Raw genomic sequence first — 26261 nt, 5'->3', positions numbered from 1 at the left:
CAGCGGGATTGAGGGAATCAAGAGGCGACCGTGGCCCGACGGGGCTCTGCCTTCTGCGAGGTGGACGGCATCTCCATCAGCCGGCCGGAGTCGAGCTGGATGATGCGATCCGCCACGTGGAAGTATTGGTTGTCGTGGCTGATGACCACCACGGCCTTCCCAGCGCGTTTCAGCTCCTGCAGGAGCTCCAGGTAGAAGACGTTCTTGAAGGCGGGGTCCTGGTCCGCGGCCCACTCGTCGAAGAGGTAGATGGGCCGGTCCTCCAGCCAGGAGGTGAGCAGCGCCAGCCGCTTGCGCTGGCCCAGCGACAGGGCCGTCGTGGACAGTTCGCCCTCCGCGTTGATGGAGACCTTCTTCTCGAGCTGGAGCCGCTCCAGGTAGCCCTGGAGCCGCTGCGCGCGCTCCGCGGGGGCCAGTCCGAGCAGGCTGTCGAAGAGGTGGAAGTCGGAGAACACCGCGGAGAAGTACTGCCGGTACTGCTGCCGGTTCTCCTCGGTGACGCTCCGGCCGTCGATGCGCAGCTCCCCGGACTCCGGCGTGTAGAGGCCCGTGAGCAGCTTGGCCAGCGTCGTCTTCCCACTGCCGTTGCCGCCAATGATGAAGACGATCTCCCCGGGGGTGAGCTCCAGGTGGATGGGGCCCAGCGTGAATCGGCTGTCGTCGTTTTCGCGGAAGTAGGTGTGGGTGATGCCCGTCACTTCCAGGCGCTCGAAGGAGCGGGGCGCCGGCGGGAGTGGAGCGCCGGTGTCCGGAGGCGAGAGCGTCAGCTTTTCGAGATGCTCCAGCGAGATGTTCCCCTGGGCCAGCACGGGGATGTTCCTCATGAGGGTGGTGAGCGGCTGCTGGAGGTAGAGGGCGGCGAGCGTGTAGCCCATCAGCTCACGGGGGCTCACGCTGAGGACGCGGGGCGCCACGTAGAGCATCAACCCGATGAAGAAGAGGAAGATGAAGGCCCCCCAGAGCGCGGCGGCGGCGAAGTAGTAGTTGGCGCGGGTATGGGCGCGTTGCAGGGCGGCCGTGGTGGGCTCGAAGCAGTCGTTGACGAAGGCCGTCCGCCGGTCCTGGTGCAGCTTGAGCTCCTTGATGCCGTCGGTGATGCCGCGGAAGGCCTTGAAGAGCAGGGACTGCTGTCCGTGCGACTGCCGGAGGATGGACACACCTCGCCCCTGGGGAATCCAGTAGGTCAGCCCACCCACCAGCAGGAAGAGCATCGTTCCGATGAAGCTGCTCCACGACAGCCAGGCCATGTAGGCCAGGCAGCCCACCACGATGGTGAGGTCGATGAAGATGACGGGGATGAGCCCCAGGCTGTTGCTCATGGACTGGATGTCGTTCGAGAGCGCGGTCTGCAGCCGGTGCGGGCCGGTCTCCTCCAGGCGGCGCAGGGGCGTGGCGAGGATCTGCCGACCCAACTGGAGCCTCAGTTGCTGGAGCTCGCCTTGATGCAGCGAGTTGAGCAGGACCTGGGAGAAGAACCGCGTCAGCAGGCCCATCGTGGAGAGGCCCGCGAAGGCCAGCATGCCCGCGTTCGCGGACATGGAGCCGTTGAGCGTGTTGCCGATGACGGCGAGGAGCCCGGCGCTCATGGCCCCTCCGAGCAGGCCACAGAGGGTGGCCAGGGCAAAGCGGCCCTTGGCCCGTTTGATGAGAAAGAGGACGAGCTTCATCAGGCCATTCCAGTCTTGTTGGGGTCCACGGCCGAGCTCCGTTCAAGGTACTCGGCCAGTCGCTTCGCCAGGTTCTCGACCTGGGGCGGCTGCAGCAGGGTGTAGTGATCGCCCGGAATCACTTCGACATCCACTCCCGCGGTGGCCAGGGCGGCGAAGCCCCGGTCCGACGTGGAGTGTTCCCTCTCGAGGTGCTCGGCGGCGCGGAAGAGGAGGAGGCGGCCCACGTGGGTGCGTGGCGTGTAGCGGCGCAGGGCCATCATGTGGCTTTCGAAGACCCGGCGCAGGGGCTGCAACTGCTCCGAGGCCAGCGTGACGCGCTCCTCGCTGGTGCGCACCAGGTCCCGGAAGAAGAGGGCCTGGAGGTCCTCCGCCGAAGGCGCGGGGGCGTCATGCCGCGTGGAAGGCAGGTGGCTGTCGATGAGCGCCAGGGTGTCCACTCGCGCCCCCTGCTCCTGGAGCTGCCGCGCCATCTCCAACGCCACCACGCCGCCGAAGGACCAGCCTCCCAGCCGGTAGGGGCCGTGCGGCTGGAGGCGCCGGACGGTCTCCAGGTGCCGCGCCGCGAGCGCCTCGATGCTCGTCATGGGCTCCTGCGCGCCGTCGATGCCCGGAGCCCGCAGGGCATGGAAGGGCTGCTCCGGCCCGAGCGCCCGCGCCAGCGCGGCGTAGCTGAGCACGTCACCGCCTACCGCGTGGACGCAGAAGAAGGGCGGGCGGGTGCCGTCGGTGTTGAGCGACACCACCGGCGCGTCGGGGGGCGCCACCGCCTCCTCGCGCAGCCGCCGCGCCAGGAGCTCCACCGTGGCCCCTTGGAAGAGGGTGGCCACCGGCAGGGAGCGCCCGAACCGCTCGCGGATGCGCGCCATCAGGCCCGCCGCCAGCAGTGAGTGGCCGCCCAGTTCGAAGAAGTCGCTGCGCACGCCCACCGGCTGGACGCCCAGCATCTCCTCCCAGAGCGCCACGAGCCGGGCCTCCAGTTCATCCCTGGGCGCCTCGTATCGGTCGAGGCCGGCCGACGCGGCGTCCGGAGCGGGCAGGGCCTTGCGGTCCACCTTGCCGTTGGGTGTCAGCGGCAGGGACTCCAGCACGCTGAAGGCCGAGGGCACCATGTACTCGGGCAGCCGCTGCCGCAGGTGTGCGCGCAGCTCCTCGACGGTGAGGGACGGCGCTGTCGCGGTGCCGGGGGCGGGGACCACGTAGGCCACGAGTCGCTTGTCGCCGGGCGGGTCCTGCCGGGCGAGCACGACGGCCTCGCGCACCGCGGGGTGCTGGGCCAGGGCCCATTCGATTTCTCCCATCTCGATGCGCAGGCCGCGCACCTTGACCTGCTCGTCGAGCCGGCCGAGGTACTCCAGGCTGCCGTCGGGCAGCGCGCGGACCCTGTCACCGGAGCGGTAGAGACGCTCGCCCGGCGTGGCGCTGAAGGGGTTCGGCACGAAGCGTTCGGCGGTGAGCGCGGGCTGGCCCAGGTAGCCGCGCGCCAGGCCCGCGCCGCCGATGTACAGCTCCCCGGCCGCGCCCGGCGGCACCGGCCTCAGGTGCCGGTCCAGCAGGTACACCTGGGTGTTGTCGATGGGACGGCCGATGGAGGGCAGCGTTCCAGTGGAGGATTGAGCGGCGACGTCGGCGCACGTCGTGACGACGGTGCTCTCGGTGGGGCCGTAGTGGTTGACCAGGCGGAAGCCCTGGTCCCGGCGGGGACGGCCGCGCAGCCGGTCGCCACCCGTCAGCAGGGCGCGCAGGGCGGAGCGCTCGGGCCAGGTCACCTCCAGCGCCGACTCCGCCAGGGGCGTGGGCAGGAAGGTGAGGGTGATGCCCTCGGCGCACAGCCAGCGCACCAGGGCCTCGGGGACGGTGCGCACGTCTTCCGGGGGCAGGTGGAGGCTGGCGCCCGCGGTCAGGTACGGCCACAGCTCCCAGACGGACGCGTCGAAGGCGGTGCCCGCCAACTGCGTGGCCCGGTCCCCGGACGTCACGGCGTAGGTGCGCTGGTGCCAGGCCACGAGGTTGGCCAGGCTGCCATGGCTGATCTGCACCCCCTTGGGGCGGCCGGAGGAGCCGGAGGTGTAGATGACATAGGCGAGGTTGTCCGCGGCGAGCTCCGGGGCCGGGGCCACGGCGGGCTGGACGTCGAGCGCGCCACGCTGCGTGTCGAGGCACACCACGGAGGTCGTCGTGGAGCCCAGGTCGAAGCGCTCCAGCAGGGCCGACCGGGTGAGCAGCACGCGCGCCGCGGAGTCCTGGAGCATGAAGCGCAGGCGCTCACGGGGATAGGCGGTGTCGAGCGGGAGGTAGGCGCCGCCAGCCTTGAGGACGGCCAGCAGGCTCACCCCCAGATCCACCGAGCGCTCCAGCAGCACGCCGACGCACACCTCGGGGCCGACGCCCAGCGCGCGCAGGTGGTGCGCGAGCTGGTTCGCACGCCGCTCCAGCTCTCCGTACGTCAGCGCGTCGGACGCCGAGCCGATGGCGAGCGCCTGGGGCGCCCCCTGGGCCTGGGTGGCGACCTGCTCGTGGACGAAGAGGTCCGGGCGGTAGGCCACGGCGGTGTCGTTCCAGGAGGAGAGGACCTGTTGGCGCTCGGAGAGGGTGAGGAGGGGCAGCTCGGAGAGACGCTGGTCGGGATGGGCGACAATGCCCTCCAGGAGAACGCGCAGGTGTTCGAGCATGCGGCCGGCGGTGGCGGCGTCGAACAAGTCGGCGTTGTAGACGAGGGAGGCGGCGAGGCCGTCCGGCGTGTCGTTGAGGCTGAGCGTCAGGTCGAACTTGGCGACTTCGCCGCCCGCCTCCACGCCGCGCAGCAGCAGCCCTGGCAGGGACAGCTCCTGGCGAGGAGTGTTCTGCAGGGTGAGCATCACCTGGAAGAGAGGCGTGCGGCTCAGGCTGCGCTCGGGGTGGAGCTCCTCCACCAGCTTCTCGAAGGGCACGTCCTGGTGGGCGTAGGCGCCCAGCGCGGTTTCACGCACCTGGGCGAGCAACTGTCGGAAGGAGGAGTGGGAGTCGAGGCGGGAGCGCAGCACGAGGGTGTTGACGAAGAAGCCGATGAGGCCCTCGGTTTGAGCGTGGGTGCGGCCGGCGATGGGAGAGCCGACGACGATGTCGTCCTGGCCGGAGTAGCGGGAGAGCAGCAGCTGGAAGGCGGCCAGCAGCAGCATGAAGGGGGTGGCGCCCTCGTGCTGGGCCAGGGCCTTGAGGGAGTCGGAGAGCTGGCGGGACAGGCGGGAAGAGAGGCTGGAGCCGCGGTGGGACTGCACGGCGGGACGGGGCCTGTCGGTGGGCAACTCCAGGGCCTGGGGCGCGCCGGAGAGCTGGTGGCGCCAGTAGTCCAACTGACGCTGGAGCACGTCGCCTTGCAGCCAGGAGCGCTGCCAGGCGGCGTAGTCGGCGTACTGCACGGGCAGCGGGGCAAGGGCGGGGAGGGTGCCGGTGGCGCGCGCGGAGTAGAGCGCCGCCAACTCGCGAACGAGCACGCCGGAGGACCAGCCGTCGGAGACGATGTGGTGGATGGTGACGAGGAGCACGTGCTGCTGGGCGTCGAGGCGCAGCAGGGTGGAGCGGAAGAGGGGCCCTCGGGCGAGGTCGAACGGACGCATCGCCTCTTCACTCGCCAGTCGCCGGACCTCGGGCTCGAGGCTTCCCTCCGGAAGCTGGCACAGATCCACCACCCCGAGCGGCCAGGCCTGCGCGGCCGGAGCGAAGACCTGGATGACCTGTTCGCCCGTGAGCTGGAACGTGGTGCGCAGCGACTCGTGGCGGCGGATGAGTTCCTCGAAGGCATACTCCAGGGCCGCCACATCGAGCGTTCCCTCGAGCCGCAAGGCCATGGGGATGTTGTAGAGCGCGCTGCCCGGCGTGAGCTGATCCAGGAACCACAGGCGCTGCTGGGGGAAGGACAGCGGCATCGGCCCGGCATCACGCGCGACGGGGACGAGCGGCGGCACCTGCAGCCCCTGCCCGGCGCGCATCGCGGCGTCCACTCGCGGGGCGAGCGCGGCCACGGTGGGCGTCTCGAAGAGGGCCCGCAGGGGCAGGTCCACCTGGAAGGCGGAACGGATGCGGCTGATGGCCTGGGTGGCCAGCAGCGAGTGCCCGCCCAGCTCGAAGAAGCTGTCGGTCACCCCCACCTGACTCAAGCCCAGCAACTGGCTCCAGATGCCGGCCAGCAGCTCTTCGGTGGGCGTGCGTGGAGCCACGGAGGAGGCCCCCCCGGCGGTCAGGTCCGGCGCGGGCAGGGCCTTGCGGTCCAGCTTGCCGTTGGGCGTCAGCGGCAGGGCGGGCAGCACCACGAAGGCCGCGGGCACCATGTATTCGGGCAGCCGCTCCTGGAGGCGCGCGCGCAGATCCAGGATGGAGACGCCCGTCGCATCCCGCGTCGAGGGCTCGTCCTCGGGCACCACGTAGGCCACCAGGCGCGGGTTGCCGGGCATGTCTTCGCGCACCAGGGCCACGGCGGTGCGCACCGCCGGGTGCTGCTCCAGCGCTGCTTCGATTTCACCGAGCTCGATACGGAAGCCGCGCAGCTTCACCTGGAAGTCGAAGCGGCCGAGGTACTCGAGGGTGCCGTCGGCCAGCCAGCGCACCTTGTCGCCGGTGCGGTAGAGGCGCGCGCCGTGCTCGGTGCCGAAGGGGTTGGGGACGAACTTCTCCGCCGTCAGCTCGGGTCGGTCCAGGTAGCCGCGCGCCAGTTGGGCACCGCCGATGAACAGCTCGCCGGGGATGCCCACGGGCACGGGGTGCAGGTGCGCGTCGAGTACGTACGTCCGCACGTTGCGCAGCGCGCGGCCGATGGAGGGCCCCGCGGGCCTGCTGCTGGCGGCGCAAGCTGTCGAGTCCACCGTGCACTCGGTGGGGCCGTAGACGTTGAAGAAGGTGATGCGGGGATGGTGCGCGAGCAGCTGCCAGGTGGACTCGCCAATGGCCTCGCCACCAATGAGCACCCGGCTCGGGCCGTCCTCGTCCCGTGTGGCCAGGCCCTCTTCAAGCAACAGGCGCAGATGCGAGGGGGAGCAGTCGAGCACGTCGAGCCGGTAGCGGCGAATCTGCTCGAGCATCAAGCGCACGTCACCGCGAGCCTCCTCGGAGATGAGGCAGAGGGTGTGGCCATTCGCGAGCTGGATGAGCTGCTTGACGGAGGCGTCGAAGGACAGCGGAGCGTTGACGCTGACACGCAACGGCGGCTGGGCACCTGAGTAGACGGCGGAGTCGAGCGCTGAGAGGAGGTTGACCACCGAGGCGTGCTGAATCATCACGCCCTTGGGGCGGCCGGTGGAGCCGGAGGTGTAGATGACGTAGGCGAGGTGCTCGGCGGTGACGTCGGAGACAGGGAGCGTGGCGGGCTGACGCTCGAGCTGCGCCCGAGCCGAGTCGAGGAACACCACGGCCGGAGTGGCGACGGGGAGCCGGTCCACGAGCCAGTCCTGGGTGACGAGGACCTTCGCGCCTGAGTCCTGGAGCATGTAGCCCAGCCGCTCGCGGGGGAGGGCCGTGTCCAAGGGGACGTAGGCGCCGCCGGCCTTGAGGATTCCGAGCAGGCCTATCAGGGCTTCGACGGAACGCTCGACGAAGAGACCGACGCGCACGTCGGGGCCGACGCCCAGCGCGCACAGGTGGTGCGCGAGCTGATTGGCGCGCGTGTCGAGCTCGCGGAAAGTGAGGCTGGAGTCCTCGAACATCACTGCGGGGACGTGAGGTGAGCGCGCGGCCTGGTCCGCGATGAGCTGATGCAGGAGGGCGCTCCGCCGTGGGGCCGCGGTGTCGTTCCAGGAAGAGAGGACCTGTTGGCGCTCGGAGAGGGTGAGGAGGGGCAGCTCGGAGAGACGCTGGTCGGGATGAGAGGCGATGGCCTCCAGGAGAACGCGCAGGTGTTCGAGCATGCGGCCGGCGGTGGCGGCGTCGAACAAGTCTGCGTTGTAGACGAGGGAGGCTGCGAGGCCGTCCGGCGTGTCGTTGAGGCTGAGCGTCAGGTCGAACTTGGCGACTTCGCCGCCCGCCTCCACGCCGCGCAGCAGCAGCCCTGGCAGGGACAGCTCCTGGCGAGGAGTGTTCTGCAGGGTGAGCATCACCTGGAAGAGAGGCGTGCGGCTCAGGCTGCGCTCGGGGTGGAGCTCCTCCACCAGCTTCTCGAAGGGCACGTCCTGGTGGGCGTAGGCGCCCAGCGCGGTTTCACGCACCTGGGCGAGCAACTGTCGGAAGGAGGAGTGGGAGTCGAGGCGGGAGCGCAGCACGAGGGTGTTGACGAAGAAGCCGATGAGGCCCTCGGTTTGAGCGTGGGTGCGGCCGGCGATGGGAGAGCCGACGACGATGTCGTCCTGGCCGGAGTAGCGGGAGAGCAGCAGCTGGAAGGCGGCCAGCAGCAGCATGAAGGGGGTGGCGCCCTCGTGCTGGGCCAGGGCCTTGAGGGAGTCGGAGAGCTGGCGGGACAGGCGGGAAGAGAGGCTGGAGCCGCGGTGGGACTGCACGGCGGGACGGGGCCTGTCGGTGGGCAACTCCAGGGCCTGGGGCGCGCCGGAGAGCTGGTGGCGCCAGTAGTCCAACTGACGCTGGAGCACGTCGCCTTGCAGCCAGGAGCGCTGCCAGGCGGCGTAGTCGGCGTACTGCACGGGCAGCGGGGCAAGGGCGGGGAGGGTGCCGGTGGCGCGCGCGGAGTAGAGCGCCGCCAACTCGCGAACGAGCACGCCGGAGGACCAGCCGTCGGAGACGATGTGGTGGATGGTGACGAGGAGCACGTGCTGCTGGGCGTCGAGGCGCAGCAGGGTGGAGCGGAAGAGGGGCCCTCGGGCGAGGTCGAACGGACGCATCGCCTCTTCACTCGCCAGTCGCCGGACCTCGGACTCCTCGCGTCCAGTCAGGTCCACCACCGGCATCGAGAAGTCAGGGGTGGAGTGAATGACCTGGACGGGCTCGCCGCCGTGCTCCGCGAAGGTGGTCCGCAACGACTCGTGGCGCTCGATGAGCGCGCGGAAGCCGTACTCCAGGGCCGCGACATCCAGCACTCCGGAGACCTGGAGGGCGATGGGAATGTTGTAGGCGGGATTGCCTGGCTGGAGCTGGTCGATGAGCCACAGGCGCTGCTGGGCGAAGGACAGCGGCGGCGCACCCGTGCGAGCCATGGGTACCAGGGGCGGAGCCGCCGAGGCCTGGGGGTGTGAGGCACTGGCGATGCGCTGGGCGAGCGCCGCCACGGTGGACGCCTCGAAGAGCGCCCGCAGGGGCAGCTCGACCTTGGCGGCGGCGCGGATGCGGCTGATGACCTGGGTGGCCAGCAGCGAGTGCCCGCCGAGGGCGAAGAAGTCATCCGTGATGCCAACGTGTGGCAGTCGCAACACGCTGGCGAAAGCCGTCGCGAGCTGGGCTTCCAGGAGCGTGCGCGGAGGCACGTACACGGCGGAAGCGGAAGCGGAGGCCTCCGGGGCGGGCAGCGCCTTGCGGTCCACCTTGCCATTGGCGTTGAGCGGCAGCGCGGGCAGCGTGACGAAGGCCGAGGGCACCATGTACTCCGGCAGTCGCTGCTGCAGGTGGGCGCGCAGCGAGACGGTGTCCAGCGCGTCAGGACCGGACGCCACTCCATACGCCACCAGCCGCTTGTCGCCGGGCACGTCCTCCCTCGCCACCACCACCGCGTCCTTCACCGACGCGTGTGCGCGCAGCGACGCTTCGATTTCGCCCAGCTCGATGCGATAGCCGCGCACCTTCACCTGGAAGTCCAGCCGGCCCAGGTACTCAATCGTCCCGTCCGCTCTCCAGCGCGCCTTGTCTCCGGTGCGGTACATCCGCGCGCCGGCCTCGCTGCTGAAGGGGTTGGGCACGAACTTCTCCGCCGTCAGGTCCGGCCGGCCCAGGTATCCCCGCGCCAGGCCTTCACCCGCGAGGTACAGCTCGCCGGGCACGCCCAGCGGCGCCAACCGCATCCGCTCATCCAGCACGTAGGCCCGCAGGTTGGGCAACGGGCGACCGATGACGGGCACCGCCACCGCGGACTGCTGCACGCACCAACTGGTCGCGTACACCGTGCACTCGGTGGGGCCGTAGGCGTTGAAGGTCTTCGTGCGGGCCGTGCGCGACAGCGGCTGCCACAGTGTCTCGCCCATGGCCTCGCCCGCGCACACCACCATGCGCGGCACGTGTGACTTCTCCAGGAGGCCCGCTTGCAGCAGCAGCGTCAGTTGGGCGGGCGTGCAATCCAGCACGTCCACCTTCTGCTGCTCCAGCCACTCCAGCATCGCCTCCGGGTCCTTGCGGGTGTCCTCCGGCACGAGGCACAGGCAGTGGCCGTCCACCACATGGAGGATCTGCTCCATGGAGACGTCGAAGAAGATGGGCGCGTTGACACTGAAGCGCAGGCCTTCGAGGGGCTGGCCCGCGTAGAGGACCTGGGCGGTCGCGGCCCTCAGGTGCAGCCACGAGCGGTGCTGCACCATGACGCCCTTGGGCTTGCCGGTGGAGCCCGAGGTGTAGATGACGTAGGCGAGGTTGTCCGCGCCGGAGGACGCCGACACATTGTCCTGGGGCAGGGCCGCCAGCGTTGCCGCCTGGAGGTCGAGGCACACCAGGTGCTTCACTCGCGGCTGCCATGCCTCGGCCAGGTGCCGCATGGTGAGCAGCACGGAGGCTCCGCAGTCCTCGAGGACGAAGGACCTGCGCTGCGCGGGCGCCGCCGGGTCGATGGGCACGAAGGCGCCACCGGCCTTGAGTACGGCCAGCAGGGCGACGATGGCCTCCGGGGTGCGCTCCAGGCACAGGCCCACGCGCACGTCGGGGCCGACCCCCAGCGAGCGCAGGTGCCAGGCGAGCTGATTGGCGCGGGCGTTGAGCTCGTGGAAGGACAGCGCCAGGTCCCCGAGCCGCACGGCTGGGGCCCGTGGCGTGCGGACCGCCTGCTGCTCGAAGAGGGTGTGGAGGCAGGTCTCGCGCGGGAAGCTGGCCGTGGCGCCGTTCCACTCCACCCGCAGCCGTTGGTGCTCTTCGGTCGTCTGGAGTTCCAGGGTGGACAGCGCCACGTCTGGTGCAGCCAGGGTCCCTTCCAGCAGGCTTTGGAGGTGTGCCAGGAGGCGCTCCGCGGTGGAGCGCTCGAACAGCTCGGTGCTGAAGACGAGCCCGCCGCGATAGCCGTCCGGCGTGCGCGTCAGGCTCAGGCTCAGCTCGAACTTGGCGGAGTCGGCGTCGACTTCCACGCTCCGCAGCGTGAGGCCGGGCAGGACCAGCTCCGTGCGCGGCGTGTTCTGCAGGACGAACATCGCCTGGAACAGCGGCGTGCGGCTCAGGTCTCGCGCCGGTTGCAGCTCTTCCACCAGCTTCTCGAACGGCACGTCCTGGTGATCGTAGGCGCCGAGCGTGGTGTCACGCACCTGGGCCAGCAACTGGCGGAAGGTGAGCTCCGGGGTGAAGCGGGCGCGCAGCACCAGGGTGTTGATGAAGACGCCAATGAGGCTCTCCGTCTCCGAGTGGCGGCGTCCGGCGATGGGCGAGCCGACCAGCACGTCGTCCTGGCCCGAGTAGCGCTGCAGGAGGGCCTGGAAGGCGGCGAGCAGCACCATGAAGGGGGTGGCGTCCTCGCGCTTCGCGAGGGCCTCGACCGCTTCGCTGAGCCCGGATGGCAGCGCCACCGGCACCGAGGCGCCCAGGTTCGAGAGGGCCGCGGGCCGAGGCTTGTCGGTGGGCAGCTCCAGCGCGTGAGGAGCGCCGGCGAGCAGTTGCTTCCACCAGCCGAGCTGCGCATGGAGCGTCTCTCCTTGTAGCCAGGAGCGCTGCCAGACCGCGTAGTCGGCGTACTGCACGGGCAGTTGGGGCAACGGCGAGGGCTGGCCGTGGAGGAAGGCCTCGTACAGAGCGGCCAGCTCCCGCACCAGCACGCCCATGGACCACCCATCGGAGATGCCGTGGTGCATGCACAGCAGCAGTACGTGTTCGGCGGGCGCCAGCCTCAGCACCGTGGCGCGCAGCAGCGGACCCGCTGCCAGATCGAAGGGGCGCAGGGCATCTTCGGTGGCAAGTCGCCGGGCCCGGGCCTCGCGCTGCTCGGCTGGCAGCGCGCTCAGGTCCACCACCTGCATGGGCTGTATCGCGGCGGGGTGGATGACCTGCCAAGGCTCGTCACCTTCGGCCTGGAAGGTGGTGCGCAGCGCTTCATGACGGAGCACCAGCGCCTCGAAGGCACGCTGGAGTGCCGACAACTCGAGTGTGCCCTCCAGTCGCAGAGCGGTGGGGATGTTGTAGGCGGGAGAGTTCGGCTGGAGCTGGTCGATGAGCCAGAGGCGCTGCTGAGCGAAGGAGAGAGGCAGCACGCCGGTGCGAGGAACGGGGCGCACGGGTGGCGCTTGGAGCGCGGAGTGGGGATGGGCGGAGTCGATGCGCCGAGCGAGGGCTGCGAGGGAGGGGGCCTCGAAGACGGCGCGCAGGGGCAGCTCAGCGCCGAAGCTGGAGCGAATGCGGGAAACGAGCTGGGTGGCGAGAAGCGAGTGGCCGCCGAGGGCGAAGAAGCTGTCGTTCAATCCGACGCGCTCGACGCGAAGCAGTTGCAGCCAGAGGGAAGCGAGCTGCAACTCGGTGGGCGAGGAGGGAGGGAGGAAGGCGTGGTCGTGCTGGGAGTCGGGAGCGGGAAGGGCCTTGCGGTCGAGCTTGCCGTTGGGAGTGAGAGGCAGGGCCTGCAGCGAGACGAAAGCCGAGGGCACCATGTACTCGGGCAGAAGCCGGAGTAGGGCAGTGCGCAGGGTTTCGGCTTCCAGTGCCAGGGCGGCTTCCGAGGGCACCAGATAGGCGACGAGGTGCTGGTGGCCAGGGACGTCGTGGCGCACGAGGGCGACAGCGTCACGCACGCCGGGCTGCTGCAAGAGGGCGGCTTCGATTTCGCCCAGCTCAATGCGCTGGCCGCGCAGCTTCACCTGGAAGTCGACGCGGTCGAGGTACTGGAGGGTGCCGTCAGCGAGCCAGCGCGCCTTGTCACCGGTGCGGTAGAGCCGAGCACCGGGCTGGGCACTGAAGGGGTTGGGTACGAAGCGCTCAGCGGTGAGCTGAGGGCGCCCGAGGTAGCCGAGGGCCAACTGAGCGCCACCGAGGAAGAGCTCTCCAGGCACGCCGATGGGCAGCGGGTGAAGGGCCGAGTCGAGGACGTAGGCGAGGGTATTGGCCACGGGGCGGCCAATGGGAAGGGTGAGGCCGGACTCCAGGCCCGAAACCTCGGCGAAGGTGGCGTCGATGGTGACTTCGGTGGGGCCGTAGAGGTTGACGAGCCGGACGGAAGGCAGGGCGGCGCGCAGGCGGGAGGCGGACTCGGAGGGAAGAGCTTCGCCGCCGCAGAAGAGCCAGCGCAGGCGTGAGGCCTGGGAGAGGGAAGTCTCCTCCAGCATGAAGCGCAGCAGGGAAGGCACCACCTGGAGGACGGTGACCTCGTGGCGGACGACGCAGGCGAGAAGAGCGGCCGGGTCGCGGTGCGCGTCGGGAGGCGCGAGGACGAGGGGAGCGCCCACCAGCAGCGGAGCCCAGCACTCCCAGACGGAGGCATCGAAGCTCAGTGGCGTCTTCTGCAGCACCTTGTCGCTAGAGCTCAACTCAAAGGTGGAGAGCAGCCAGGCCATATGATTGGCCAGGGCACGGTGGGAGACGACGGTGCCCTTGGGCTGGCCAGTGCTGCCGGAGGTGTAGATGACGTAAGCCGGGTGCTCGGCACCGGAGACGGATGCTGGTGAGGCCGTGCCGGAGAAAGCATCTTCCTGAGCATCGATGCAGATGACAGCGGGGCCTTCGGGGAGCAATGAGCGCAGCGAGTGCTGGGTGAGAAGCACTGGCGCGGCGGAGTCGCGCAGCATGAAGGCGAGCCGATCGCGCGGGTAGCTGGGGTCCAGAGGCACGTAGGCGGCGCCGGCTTTGAGGATGCCCAGCAGCGCCACCGGAAGCTCCAGCGAGCGCTCCATGCAGAGGGCAACGAGAGTCCCAGGTTTCACGCCCAGGGACGCCAGGTGCGAAGCAAGCCGGGAGGAACGCGCCTCCAACTGCCCATAGGTGAGCGAGTCGGAATCACTGACCGCCGCCAGGGCCTCGGGAGTGCGAGAAGCCTGGGCGCTGAAGAGCTGGTGCACGCACGCATCCGCCGGGAAATCCATGGCGGTGCGGTTCCACTCCACGAGCACGCGTGACTGCTCGGCCTCATCCATCATCGACAAAGAGGAGACTGGGAGAGAGGGCTGAGCGAGAGCGGAGCGCAGCAGCGTCCGCAAGTGCTCCACCAGGCGAGTGATGGAGGCGGAGTCGAAGAGGTCGGAGCAGAAGTCGAGCGAGCCAACGAAGCCGTCGGGGGACTCGGCGAGGGTGAGGCTCAAGTCGAACTTGGCCACGCGGCTGCCGCCCTCGATTCCGCGGAAGGTCAGCCCCGGGAGGCGCAGGGTGCTGGAGGGCGTGTTCTGCACCGCGAGCATGACCTGGAAGAGAGGGGAGTAGCTGAGGCTGCGCTCGGGGCGAAGCTCCTCGACGAGCTTCTCGAAGGGGACGTCCTGGTGCTCGTAGGCGCCAAGGGTGGACTGCTTCACCTGGGCGAGCAGTTGGGAGAAGGAGGAGCGCGAGTCGATGCGAGAGCGAAGGGCGAGGGTGTTGACGAAGAAGCCGATGAGGCCTTCGGTCTCAGCGCGGTTGCGGCCAGCGATGGGAGCGCCGACGACGACGTCGTCCTGGCCGGAGTAGCGGGAGAGGAGAAGCTGGAAGGCGGCCAGCAGCGTCATGAAAGGAGTGGTGCCCTGGCGCTGGCAGAAGGCGAGCAGCTCCTCGGAGAGGGGGTGGGAGAAGGAGACAGGGACGGAAGCGCCGCGGTGGGACTGGACGGAGGGGCGGGGCTTGTCGGTGGGCAACTCCAGCAGGGCAGGTGCACCGGAGAGATGCTGGCGCCAGTAGTCCAACTGACGCTGGAGCACGTCGCCTCGCAGCCAGCCCCGCTGCCAGGCCGCGAAGTCGGCGTACTGCACAGGCAGAGGTGGAAGGTGGGACTGGGTGCCTGAAGTCCGTGCGGCATAGAGCTCCGCAATCTCGCGCACGAGCACGCCAGAGGACCATGCATCGGAGACGATGTGGTGCATGCACACGAGCAGCAGGTGCTGCTCCTCCGAGAGCCGGAACAGCAGCGCTCGGAAGAGCGGGCCCTGGGCGAGGTCGAAGGGCCGCATGACCTCCACGCCGATCAGTCGCTGTGCCTCGGCCTCTCGCTGCTCGGAAGCCAGCGCGCTCAGGTCCACCACCGGCAGCGAGAAGTCCGCGTCGGGGTGGATGACCTGGATGGGCTCGCCGTCCAGTACCGTGAAGGTGGTGCGCAGGGACTCATGGCGGCGGACCAGCAGGTCGAAGCCGTGCTCCAGCGTGTCGACCTCCAGCGAGCCCTCCAAGCGCAGCGCGGCGGGCATGTTGTAGACGGCGCTGCCGGGCTGGTACTGGTCGAGGAACCACAGTCGCTGCTGGGCGAACGACACGGGCAGCGGGCCCCCTCGGGGCACGGGGACGATGGCGGGCGCCGGGCCCGCGCTGGCGGAGCGCCGGGCGGAGTCGACGCGCTCGGCGAGCGCGGCCACGTTGGGGGCCTCGAAGAGGGCACGGACGGGCAGCTCCACCTGGAAGGACTGCCGCAGCCGCGACACCACCTGCGTGGCCAGCAGCGAATGGCCTCCCAGTGCGAAGAAGTCCTCGCGCACGCCGACCTTCTCCACGCGCAGCAACCCCGCCCAGATGGAGGCGACCTCCTCCTCGGTGGGCGTGCGCGGGGCGACGTAGGAGGCCTCGCTGGAGGGCGCCTCCGGAGCGGGCAGGGCCTTGCGATCCACCTTGCCGTTGGCCGTCAGCGGAAGGGCCTCCAGTGCGACGAAGGCGGAGGGCACCATGTAGGCCGGCAGCCGCTCCTGCAGGAAGGCCCGGAGTGACTCGGTGGGCACGGGCTCGGACGGGACGACGTAGGCGACGAGCCGCTTGTCGCCGGGCACGTCCTCGCGTGCCACGACCAGTGCCTCGAACACGGCGGGGTGCTCGCGCAGGGCAGTGGCCACCTCGCCGGGCTCCACGCGGAAGCCACGCACCTTCACCTGGAAGTCGGCGCGGCCGATGAACTCCATGCGGCCGTCCAGCAGCCAGCGGACCTTGTCGCCGCTGCGGTACATGCGCGCGCCCGGCACCGGGCTGTAGGGGTCCGGCACGTACCGCTCGGCCGTCAGCTCCGGCTGGCCCTGATAGCCGCGCGTCACCTGGGCGCCGCCGATGAACAGCTCACCGGGCACGCCCACGGGCACCGGTTGCAGGCGCCCATCCAACACATAGAGGCGTGTGTGGTCCAGCGGCCGCCCCAGGGGCACGGTGGCGGGTGCCATGCCCGGAGCGGGCTGCTCCACGCGGCCCGCGAGCACGCCGACCGTCGTCTCGGTGGGGCCGTAGTGGTTGAACACCTCGCAGTCGGGAGCCAGCGCGCGCACCTGGTCCAGCAGGGCCCACGTGGAGGTCTCGCCGCCCAGCACCAGCTTCTTGCGGGGCAGGACGTGCCGGGGCTCGGCCGCCGTCATGAGCGCCGCCAGGTGCGAGGGGACGATCTTCACGCAGTCCACGGGGTGGCGCTCGAAGTACTCGGCCACGCCGGCGGGGCTGCTGGCGCGCTCCTGGGTGAGCACGTGCAGCAGTCCGCCGGTGCAGAGGGCGGGGAACAGCACCGTGTTGCCCAGGTCGGCCACGAAGGTGGACACCAGGGCGAAGCTGGCGCACTCCGTCAGGCCCAGCCGCGCGGTGGCCGCGCGCACGTACTGGACGAGCTGCGCGTGCGTCACGGCGACGCCCTTGGGCCGGCCGGTGCTGCCCGAGGTGAACAGCACGTAGGCCACGTGGTCCGCGGAGGACTCGCGCGGCGGCGCATCCGTGCGCTGCACCGCCAGCGTCGCGGCGTCCACGTCCACCAACACCCGGTGCGCGAGGGACTCACCGAACGCCGCGGCGTACCGCGACTCCGTCACCACCACCGGTGCGCGGACCTCGTCCACCAGCGAGCGCAGGCGCGGGGCAGGCTGGGAAGGATCCAACGGCACATAGGCGCCGCCGGCCTTCCAGACGCCCAGCAGCGCCACCACCATGTCCACCGAGCGCTCCAGGCACAGGGCCACGCACCGCTCGGGGCCCACGCCCAGGGAGCGCAGGTGCCACGCGAGCTGGTTGGCGCGAGCGTCCAGCTCGCCATGGGTGAGGACCTGCTCCTCGCAGCGCACCGCCGGCTTGCCGGGGTTGAGCGCGGCCTGCTCCTCGATGAGGGCGTGCAGGACTCCCCCGGCGGAGAAGGGGGCTGGCGAGGCGTTGAAGGACTCCAGAACCTGGTACCGCTCGGAGGCCGGCAACAGGGAGAGCTCACCCACGCGGGTGTCCGGCGCGGCGGCCACGGCCTCCAGCAGGGTGGTCAGGTGCGCCACCATCCGGGCGGCGGTGGACGCGTCGAAGAGGTCCGTCCGGTAGTTCAGCGTGCCGCCGATTCCTTCCGGCGTGTGTCCCAGGAACAGCGTCAGGTCGAACTTCGCGGCCTGATGTCCCGTGTCCACGGGGTGCAGCTCCAGCGGGTCACTGCCCGGGGGGCCCACCAGCTTCGCGGACGCCGTGGGCGTGGTCTGCAGCGACAGCATGACCTGGAACAGCGGCGAGTGGCTGAGGCTGCGCTGGGGCTGCAGCTCTTCCACCAGCTTCTCGAAGGGCACGTCCTGGTGCTCGTAGGCCCCCACCGTGGTGGAGCGCACCTGGGCGAGCAGCTCGCGGAAGGTGGCCTCGGGCCGCACGCGGGCGCGCAGCACCAGCGTGTTGACGAAGAAGCCGATGAGGCCCTCGGTCTGTCCCTGGGTCCGGCCCGCGATGGGCGAGCCAACGCAGAGGTCGTCCTGGCCGGAGTAGCGCGACAGGAGCACCTGGAAGGCGGCCAGCAACACCATGAAGGGAGTGGCGCCCTCGCGCTGGCCCAGCGACTGGAGGCCCCCGGTCAGCTCCGCGGACAGGCGCACCGGCACGTGGGCGCCGCGGTGGGACTGCACGGCGGGGCGGGGCCTGTCGGTGGCCAGCTCCAGCAGCGCGGGAGCGCCGCCGAGCTCGCGCTTCCAGTAGTCCAGCCGCTTCGCCAGGGCCTCGTCGCGCAGCCAGCCGCGCTGCCACGCCGCGAAGTCACCGTACTGCACCGGCAACGGGGGCAGGCTTGCCTCGGTGCCGGAGGCATGCGCCGTGTACAGCGCGCCCAGCTCGCGCACCAGCACGCCCATGGACCAGCCGTCGGAGACGATGTGGTGCATCGTCACCAGCAACACGTGCTCATGCGCGTCCAGCCGCAGCAGGCCGGCGCGCAGGAGCGGGCCGTTGGCCAGATCGAAGGGCCTCACGGCCTCCTCGTGGGCCAGTCTCCGGGCGGAGTCCTGCTGCTCGGATGCGGGCAGGTCCCGCAGGTCCACCACGGGCAGCGGCATGCGCGCGGGCGGGTGGATGCGCTGCAGGGGCTCGCCGTCGCGCGAGGTGAAGGTGGTGCGCAGCGCCTCGTGCCGGGCGACCACGTCCGTGAGGGCCCGCTCCATGGCCTCCACGTCCAGCGCTCCCGCCAGCCGCACCGCCGTGGGGATGTTGTAGAGGGCCGTCCCCGGCTCGAGCTGGTCGATGAACCACAGGCGCTGCTGCGCGAAGGACAGCGGCAGCTCGCCCGTGCGGGGCACCGGGGTGAGCGCGGGGAGGGCCAGGCCCTGGCGGGCCAGTCGGGCGACGTCCACCTCCCGGGCCAGGCCGAGGACGGTGGGCGCCTCGAACAGCTTTCGCAGGGGCAGCTCGGCGCCGAAGCTGGCGCGGATGCGGGAAACCAGTTGGGTGGCCAGCAGCGAGTGGCCGCCCAGCTCGAAGAAGCTGTCGTTCACACCCACGCGCTCGACGCCCAGCACCTGAACGAAGATCTCCGCGAGCGCGGACTCGGTGGGCGTGGACGGCGCCACGTATTGGGTGCGACCGGCCGCCGGGGCCTCCGGGGCGGGCAGGGCCTTGCGGTCCACCTTGCCACTCGGCGTCAGCGGCAGCGCCTCCAACCGCACGAAGGTGGAAGGCAACATGTACGCGGGCAGTTGCTTCAGCAGTGCGTCCCGCAGCGCCGCCTCGTCCAGCGTCCCGCCGTCCGCGACGACGTAGGCCACCAGGCGCTGATCTCCCGCCGCGTCCTGGCGCACCACCGCCACCGTGTCGCGCATGCCGGGCCACGCGAGCAGCGCGGCCTCGACTTCACCCAGCTCGATGCGGAAGCCGCGCAGCTTCACCTGGAAGTCGGCGCGGCCCAGGTACTCCACCGTGCCATCCGGCAGCCACTTCGCCAGGTCGCCCGTCTGGTACATCCGCGCGCCCGGCGTGGCGCTGAACGGGTCCGGGATGAAGCGCTCGGCGGTCAGCTGGGGCCGGCGCCAGTAGCCACGACCCACCTGCACGCCGCCGATGAAGAGCTCCCCGGGCACACCGGGGGGCACGGGCTGGCCATGGCGGTCCAGCAGGTGGATGCGGGTGTTGGGAACCGGGCGGCCAATGGGCACGCTCCGGCGCTCATCGCCCCTGGGGCAATCCCAGGCGGTGACCTCCACCGCGGCCTCGGTGGGGCCATAGAGGTTGTGCACCTCCGCCACCGGCAGGCGCGCGTGCGCCTTGCGCACCAGGTCCGAGGGCAGGGCCTCGCCGCTGCACACCACGCGGCGCAGCCCGGTCAGCCCCTCAAGCCCTGGCTCCTCCACGAAGGCACGGAGCATCGAGGGCACGAAGTGCACCGTGGTGACGCGCTCCTGCTCCATCACGCGCACCAGGTAGGCCGGGTCCTGGTGCCCACCCGGGCGGGCCAACAACAGCCTCGCGCCCGCCATCAGGGGCCAGAAGAACTCCCAGACGGAGACATCGAAGCTGAACGGCGTCTTCTGGAGCACCGTGTCCGCGGCGGTGATGCCGTAGCGCTGCTGCATCCACAGCAGACGGTTGACGACACCCGCGTGCGCATTCATGGCCCCCTTGGGGCGGCCGGTGCTGCCAGAGGTGAAGATGACGTAGGCCAGGGCCTCGGGGCCGGCCAGCGGGGCCGGGCGGGACTCCGGCTGGCGCGCCACGATGTCCCACTCGGAATCCAGGCGGAGCAGGTGGGCGGAGTGCGGCGGCAGCACGTCCTTCAGGTGCTCCTGGAGGAGGATGACGGGCGCGGCGGTGTCCTCGAGCATCCACGCCAGCCGCTCACGCGGGTAGGCGGGATCCATGGGGACGTAGGCGGCGCCGGCCTTGAGGACGCCGAACAGGGCGACCACCATCTCCAGCGAGCGCTCCACGCAGACGCCGACGAGGGACTCGGGGCCCACGCCCAGCGTGCGCAGGTGGTGCGCGAGCTGGTTGGCGCGAGCGTCGAGCTGGGCGTAGGTGAGCCGTTGGCCCTCGAAGTCCAGGGCGATGGCGTCGGGGGTGAGGGCGGCCTGGTCCTCGAAGAGCTGGTGGATGCACACGTCGCGCGCGTACTCCACGCGGGTGTCATTCCACTCCACCAGCACCTGCTGGCGCTCCTGCTCCGACAGCAGGGACACGGAGGTCAGGAGGGCCTCGGGCCGCTCCAGCATCGCCTCCAGGGCCGTCAGCCAGTGCCGCAGCAGCCGGTCCACGGTGCCGGGCGGGAAGCGGGTCTCATCGAACGTGAGGCGCAGCTCCAGCCGCGAGCCGGGCGACACGAGCGCCACGAGCGGCAGGTCCGGCTGCTCGGTGGTGGTGAAGTCGCGGATGTCGTACTGGCCCCCGCTGGAGCGGACGGCCTCGTCCACGGGGTAGTTCTCGAAGACGTAGAGGCTCTCGAACAGGCGCGAGCCGCGCGGCACGTCGCTCCAGGTCTGGGCGAGGGCCAGCGGCGTGTGCTCGTACTGGCGCAGCTCGAGCATGCGCGCGTGGAGGTCCGCCAGCCACTGCCGCACCTGCACCTGGGGCTCGACCTGGATGCGCACGGGCAGGGTGTTGATGAACATGCCCACCATGTGCTCGATGCCGGGCAGCTCGGCGCCGCGTCCGGAGACGGTGGCGCCGAAGAGGACGTCGGGCTCTCCGGCGTGGCGGGAGAGCACCAGGGCCCAGGCGCCTTGCAGCACCGTGTTGGCCGTGAGCTGGCGCTGCCGGACGAAGGCCTGGAGCGCGCGGGTGCTCTCCTCGCTCAGGTAGACGGCCTGACTGCCCTTGCGAGGCCTGGCCCTGTCCTGTCGGGGAGGCAGCGCGCCCGGCAGCGGGGTGGGCGAGGAGAAGCCGCTCAGGACCTTGCGCCAGTATTCCCGGGTGCGCTCCTCGGACTGCTGCCGCAGCCAGGCGATGAAGCCGCGGAAGGCGGACGCCTGCTCCAGCGAGGGCTGGCGGCCACCGACGGCGGCGTCGTAGGCGGTGAACAGCTCCTTGAAGAGGATGCCGAGGCTCCACCCGTCCAGCAGCAGGTGGTGAGAGCTCCAGAGCACGCGGTACGCGCCGTCCACCAGCCGTATCACGGTCAGCCGCATCAGCGGCGGCTGGCCCAGGTCGAAGCCGCGCTCGCGGTCCGCGGCCAACAGCGCGTCGAAGCGGGCCTGCTGCTCGGACGTGGGCAGCTCGCTCCAGTCGAGCTCCTCCCACGGCAGCACCGCGTTCGGGCTCACCCGCTGAAGGGGCTGCTCGAGTCCGTCCCAGGCGAACGAGGTCCGCAGGATGGCGTGCCGCTCCACCACCGCCTTCCAGGCGAGACGGAAGGCTGCCATGTCGACGCCCGCGCCGAACGTCCACGCGCACTGCGTGACGTAGACGCCGGAGCCGGGCGCCATCAGGGACTCGAACAGCATGCCGTGCTGCAGGGGCGACAGCGGGTAGAGGTCCTCCACGGGCGTGCCAGCGGGCAGCACGTGGTCCAGCGCCGCCTGAGACAGGCGCGCCAGGGGGAAGTCCGCGGGCGTGAATCGGAGCGCGTCCCCGGTCGCGCGGCCGTCAATCAACGCGCGCAGGGAGGCGAGCATGTCGCGGGCCAACCCCTCGATGGTGGTGCGCTCGTGCAGGTGCTCGCCGTAGGTGATGGAGAGGTGGAGCTTCCCGTCGCTGACGCGTCCGCCGACCTCCAGCAGGTGCGAGCGCGGGTCGCCAGCGTCGCGTGACGCGCCGGAGGACTCCCTGGCGAAGGCGAAGGCGGTGGAGGCCGAGGTCGACGCGTCGAGCTGGCCGAGGTAGTTGAAGGAGACCTGGGGCTGGGGCAGCGCGCGCAGGCGCGACGCCGCGTCCTCCTCGCCCATGTGGCGCAGCAGCCCGTAGCCCAAACCCTTGTTGGGCAGTTGGCGCAGTTCGTCGCGCACCGCGCGCAGCATGTCCCCTGGCGAGCCCGAAGGAGGCAGTTGGAAGAAGACGGGGTAGGTGGCGGTGAACCAGCCGACGGTGCGAGACAGGTCCACGCCCTCGAAGAGGTCCTCGCGGCCGTGGCCTTCCAGCTCCACCAGCACGTGGTGCCGGCCCGTCCAGCGCGACAGGGCGTGGGCGAGCGCGGTGAGGAGCACGTCCTCCAGGCGGGCCCGGTACGCGGTGGCCACGTCCTGAAGCAACAGTCGCGTCTCCTCCACCTCCAGCGAGAAGTCCACGGACTGGCTGGAGCCGAAGGTGTTGGTCTCGGGCGCGGACGCCTTGTCGACCGGCAGCGGCTGGACCTCCGCGCGCGCGCCGCTCAGCCAGTAGGTCAGCTCCTGTTGAACGGACTCGGAGCGGGCGTGCCGCTGGAGCTTCTCCGCCCAGGCCTTGAAGGACGTCGTCTTCGGAGGGAGGGCGGGCTGCTGGCGCTGGGCGAGCTGCTGGTAGACGGCCTCCAGGTCCTCCATGAGGACTCGCCAGGAGACGGCATCCACCACGAGGTGATGGGCCACGAGCAGCAGGCGGGACGGCTGTCCCGCGCCAGGGTCCATGAGGGTGGCGCGCAGCAGCAGCCCCTCGTCCAGGACGAGGCTCCGCTGCACGTCATTGGCCACGACCTGGATGGCGGAGGCGAGGTCCTCCGGAGCGACGCCGGAGAGGTCCTCCCGGCGCAGGCGCGGCGGGGCCTGCGGGCCCGGGGACTCCTGGTGCCAGGCGCCGTCGGGCTGGCGGGTGAAGCGCAGGCGCAGGGAGTCGTGGTGCTCCACCAGCTTGCCCAGGGCCTGCTCCAGCAGGGCCGGCTCCAGGGGCCGGCGCACCTCCAACAGCAGGGCCTGGTTGAAGTGGTGGGGCTGGCGAGGGGCCTGCTCGAAGTAGCCGTGCTGCACGGGCGTGAGGGGCACCGGGCCTTGCACCAGGCCCTGCTCGGCCGACGACGCCTGGGCCACCTTCACCACCGTGGCCAGCGCTTCCACCGTCTGGTGCTGGAAGAGCTGGCGCGGAGTCAGCTGCAGTCCGGCCTGCCTCGCCCGCGCCACCACCTGCAGGGTGATGATGGAGTCGCCGCCCAGCTCGAAGAAGTTGTCGCGGATGCCGACCTGGGGAAGGTTCAGAACCTGGGCCCAGACCTCGGCCAGTGTCTTCTCCGCGGCGTTGCGCGGCGGCAGGTATTGGGAGGACAGCTCCGCCTGCGCGCCGTCCACGGCGGGGAGCGCCTTGCGGTCCACCTTGCCGTTGTCCGTCAGCGGCAGCGCTTCCAGGCGCATGAAGGCGGCGGGCACCATGTACTCGGGCAGCCGCTGCTTGAGGAAGGCGCGCAGCTCGGTGATGGGGGCCTGGCCCTCGAAGTAGGCCACCAGACGCTTGAGGCCCTTGTCCTCGCGCGCGACGACGACGGCCTTGGTGACCGCCGGGTGGGCCAGCAGCGCCGCCTCCACCTCGGGCAGCTCGATGCGGAAGCCGCGGATCTTCACCTGCGTATCCGCGCGGCCCAGGAACTCCAGCACGCCGTCGGCGCGGCGGCGCACCAGGTCTCCGGTGCGGTACATGCGCGCGCCGGGCTGCGGGTGGAAGGGGTCGGGCAGGAAGCGCTCGGCGGTGAGGTCCGGCTGCCGCAGGTAGCCCCGGGCCAGGCCATCGCCGGAGATGAAGAGCTCACCGGGCACGCCGAAGGGCAGTGGGTGCAGGTGCTTGTCCAGCACGTACATCCGCGTGTTGCCAATGGGGGTGCCAATGGGCACCGAGGAGCCCGGCTGGGAGGGCTCCGTCATGCGGAAGCAGGAGGCGAACAGCGTGGACTCGGTGGGGCCGTAGCAGGCCGTCACCGGGATGCGCAGCCGCTCCAGCACGCGGCGCACGTGGGGCGCGGAGACGACGTCGCCGCCAGTGAGCAGTTGCTTGACGGAGCCCAGGCCCTCCAGGTGGGCATCCACCATCTGCGTGAAGAGGCCCGCGGTGAGGTGGAGCGTGGAGACGCGGTGGCGCTCCAGGACGAGCTGCAGCTCGCGCACGTCATTGGGCGCGTGGGGTGGGAAGAGGACCAGCCGGCCGCCGTGGAGCAGCGGTCCCCAGACCTCGAGCGTGGAGGCGTCGAAGGAGATGGGGGCGATGAGGAGGAAGGAGTGCTCGGGCCCCAGGTCCATGTAGTCGACGCGGCCCAGCAGCAGGCGCATGACGGAGCGGTGCTCGATGCAGACGCCCTTGGGCCTGCCGGTGGAGCCGGAGGTGAAGTCGATATAGGCCAGGTTGCGCGAGGTGGTGGCGCAGGGCGGAGGCGACGCGGGAAGCCCTGCCAGCTCCTCGGTGAGCTCCTCGATGAAGAGGCACGCCATGCCTTCGCAGGGGAGCTGGGAGGCCAGGGCGCGGGAGGTGATGAGGACCTGGGGCTGGGAGTCCTCCAGCATCTGGGTGAGGCGCTGGCGGGGGTAGGAGGCGTCGAGGGGGACGTAGCAGCCACCGGCCTTGAGGATGGCCAGCAGGGAGACGACGAGCTCGACGGAGCGCTCCAGGCAGAGGGCGACGCGAGAGTCGGGGCCCACGCCCTGGCGTTGCAGCAGCCAGGCGAGCGAGTTGGCCTGGGCGTCCAACTGACGGTACGTCAGTTGATGGGAGGCGTCCTCCAGGGCGATGGCGTCGGGGCGCAGGGCCACCTGCTGGGCGAAGACCTCGTGGATGCAGGCGTCGCGCGGGTAGTCGTAGGCGGTGGCGTTGCACGCCTCCAGCGCCTGGTGCCGCTCGGCGCCGGTGAGCAGGCCGTGGACGGAGAGCGGAGCGTCCGGCCGCGCGGCGAGCGCCTCGGACAGGCCCTGGGCGTGGGCGGCGATGCGGCCGGCGGTGGCGGCGTCGAACAGGTCGGTGGCGTACTCCACCACGCCGTGGAAGCCCTCTTCTGATTCCACCAGCGTCAGCGTCAGGTCGAACTTGGCGGCGGTGCCTTCCGACTCCACCGGGCGCAGCACCACGCCGGGCAGCGAGAGGGGCGCCATCGGCGCGTTCTGCAGCGCGAACATCACCTGCGCCAGCGGCGTATGGCTGAGGTTTCGCTGGGGCTGGAGCGCGTCCACCAGCTTCTCGAAAGGGAACTCCTGATGGGCGAAGGCGCCCAGCGTCATCTCCCGCACCTGGACCAGAAGCTGGCGGAAGCTCCGCGTCCATTCCACCTGGGAGCGCAGCACCAGGGTGTTGATGAGGATGCCGATGAGTCCACCCAGTCCCGGGCGGTTGCGGCCAGCGATGGGGGTGGCGACGGAGATGTCGTCCTGCCCGGAGTAGCGGGAGAGCAGCACCTGCCACGCGGCCAGCAGCGCCATGAAGGGCGTGGCACCCTCCTTCTGGCACAGGGCCTTCAGCTCGTCGGAGGCCTGCCTGGAAAGGCGCACCGGCACGGTGGCGCCGCGGAAGGACTGCACCGCCGGACGGGGGTGGTCCGTGGGCAGCTCCAGCACCTGCGGCGCCCCGGAGAGCTGCTGGCGCCAGTAGCCGAGCTGCGTCTCCAGCACCTCGCCCTGGAGCCAGCCGCGCTGCCACACCGCGTAGTCCACGTACTGGAGGCCGGGCTCGGGCAGGGGAGAGGGACGGCCCGAGAGGAAGGCGTCGTAGAGCGCCGCGAACTCGCGGATGAAGACGCCCATGGACCAGCCATCCGAGACGATGTGGTGCATCGTCAGCAGGAGGATGTGGTCCTGGGGGGCGAGCCGGAGCAGGGTGCCGCGGATCAGCGGACCCTGGACGAGGTCGAAGGGGCGCAGGGCCTCCTCGCGCGCCAGGCGGAGCGCCTCTGGCTCACGTGCGTCCTCGGGCAGGTGGCCCAGGTCGACGACCGGGAGGGTGACGGACGCCGCGGGTGCGATGACCTGGACCGCGCTCTCCGGGCCGGGCCGGAAGGTGGTGCGCAGCGACTCGTGGCGGCGGACGACCTCGGACGCGCTGCGCTCCAGCGCCGCCACGTCCAGGACGCCCTCCATCCGGACGGCCGCGGGGATGTTGTACGCCGCGCTCCCCGGGTCCATCCGGTCGAAGAACCACAACCGCTGCTGTGAGAAGGACAGCGGGTAGGCATCCGCGCCGCGGGGTTGGACGGGGATGGCCGGCTGCTGGGCGCGAGTCGACTTCTCGCGCAGCTGCCGCATGAGCTGTTCCCGCTTGTCCGCGGGGAGGGAGGCGAGACGCTTGAGAATGTCACTGCTCATCTGACTTCACTCCAGGCGCAGCGTCCGTGCCATCCGGGGCCGCGAGCAT

General features: G+C 70.7%; 2 protein-coding genes. Both read right to left on the bottom strand.

Going from position 1 to position 26261, the window contains the following annotated elements:
• Window positions 1–17 precede the first annotated feature (17 nt).
• Window positions 18–1667: a cyclic peptide export ABC transporter gene (locus tag HUW62_RS01745; protein ID WP_176433367.1), complete on the bottom strand. Its 1650-nt coding sequence runs from the start codon at window positions 1665–1667 to the stop codon at window positions 18–20.
• A complete protein-coding gene (locus HUW62_RS01740; protein ID WP_176433366.1) occupies window positions 1667–26212 on the bottom strand; it encodes a non-ribosomal peptide synthetase in 24546 nt (8181 codons plus the stop codon). The genes HUW62_RS01745 and HUW62_RS01740 overlap by 1 nt, the downstream gene beginning before the upstream one ends.
• Window positions 26213–26261 lie beyond the last annotated feature (49 nt).

Origin of the sequence: Myxococcus sp. AM011, from assembly GCF_013372595.1 — a bacterium.
Classification (GTDB): domain Bacteria; phylum Myxococcota; class Myxococcia; order Myxococcales; family Myxococcaceae; genus Myxococcus; species Myxococcus eversor.
Note: the sequence above shows the minus strand (reverse complement) of the source record. Positions and strands in the feature narration are given on the sequence as shown.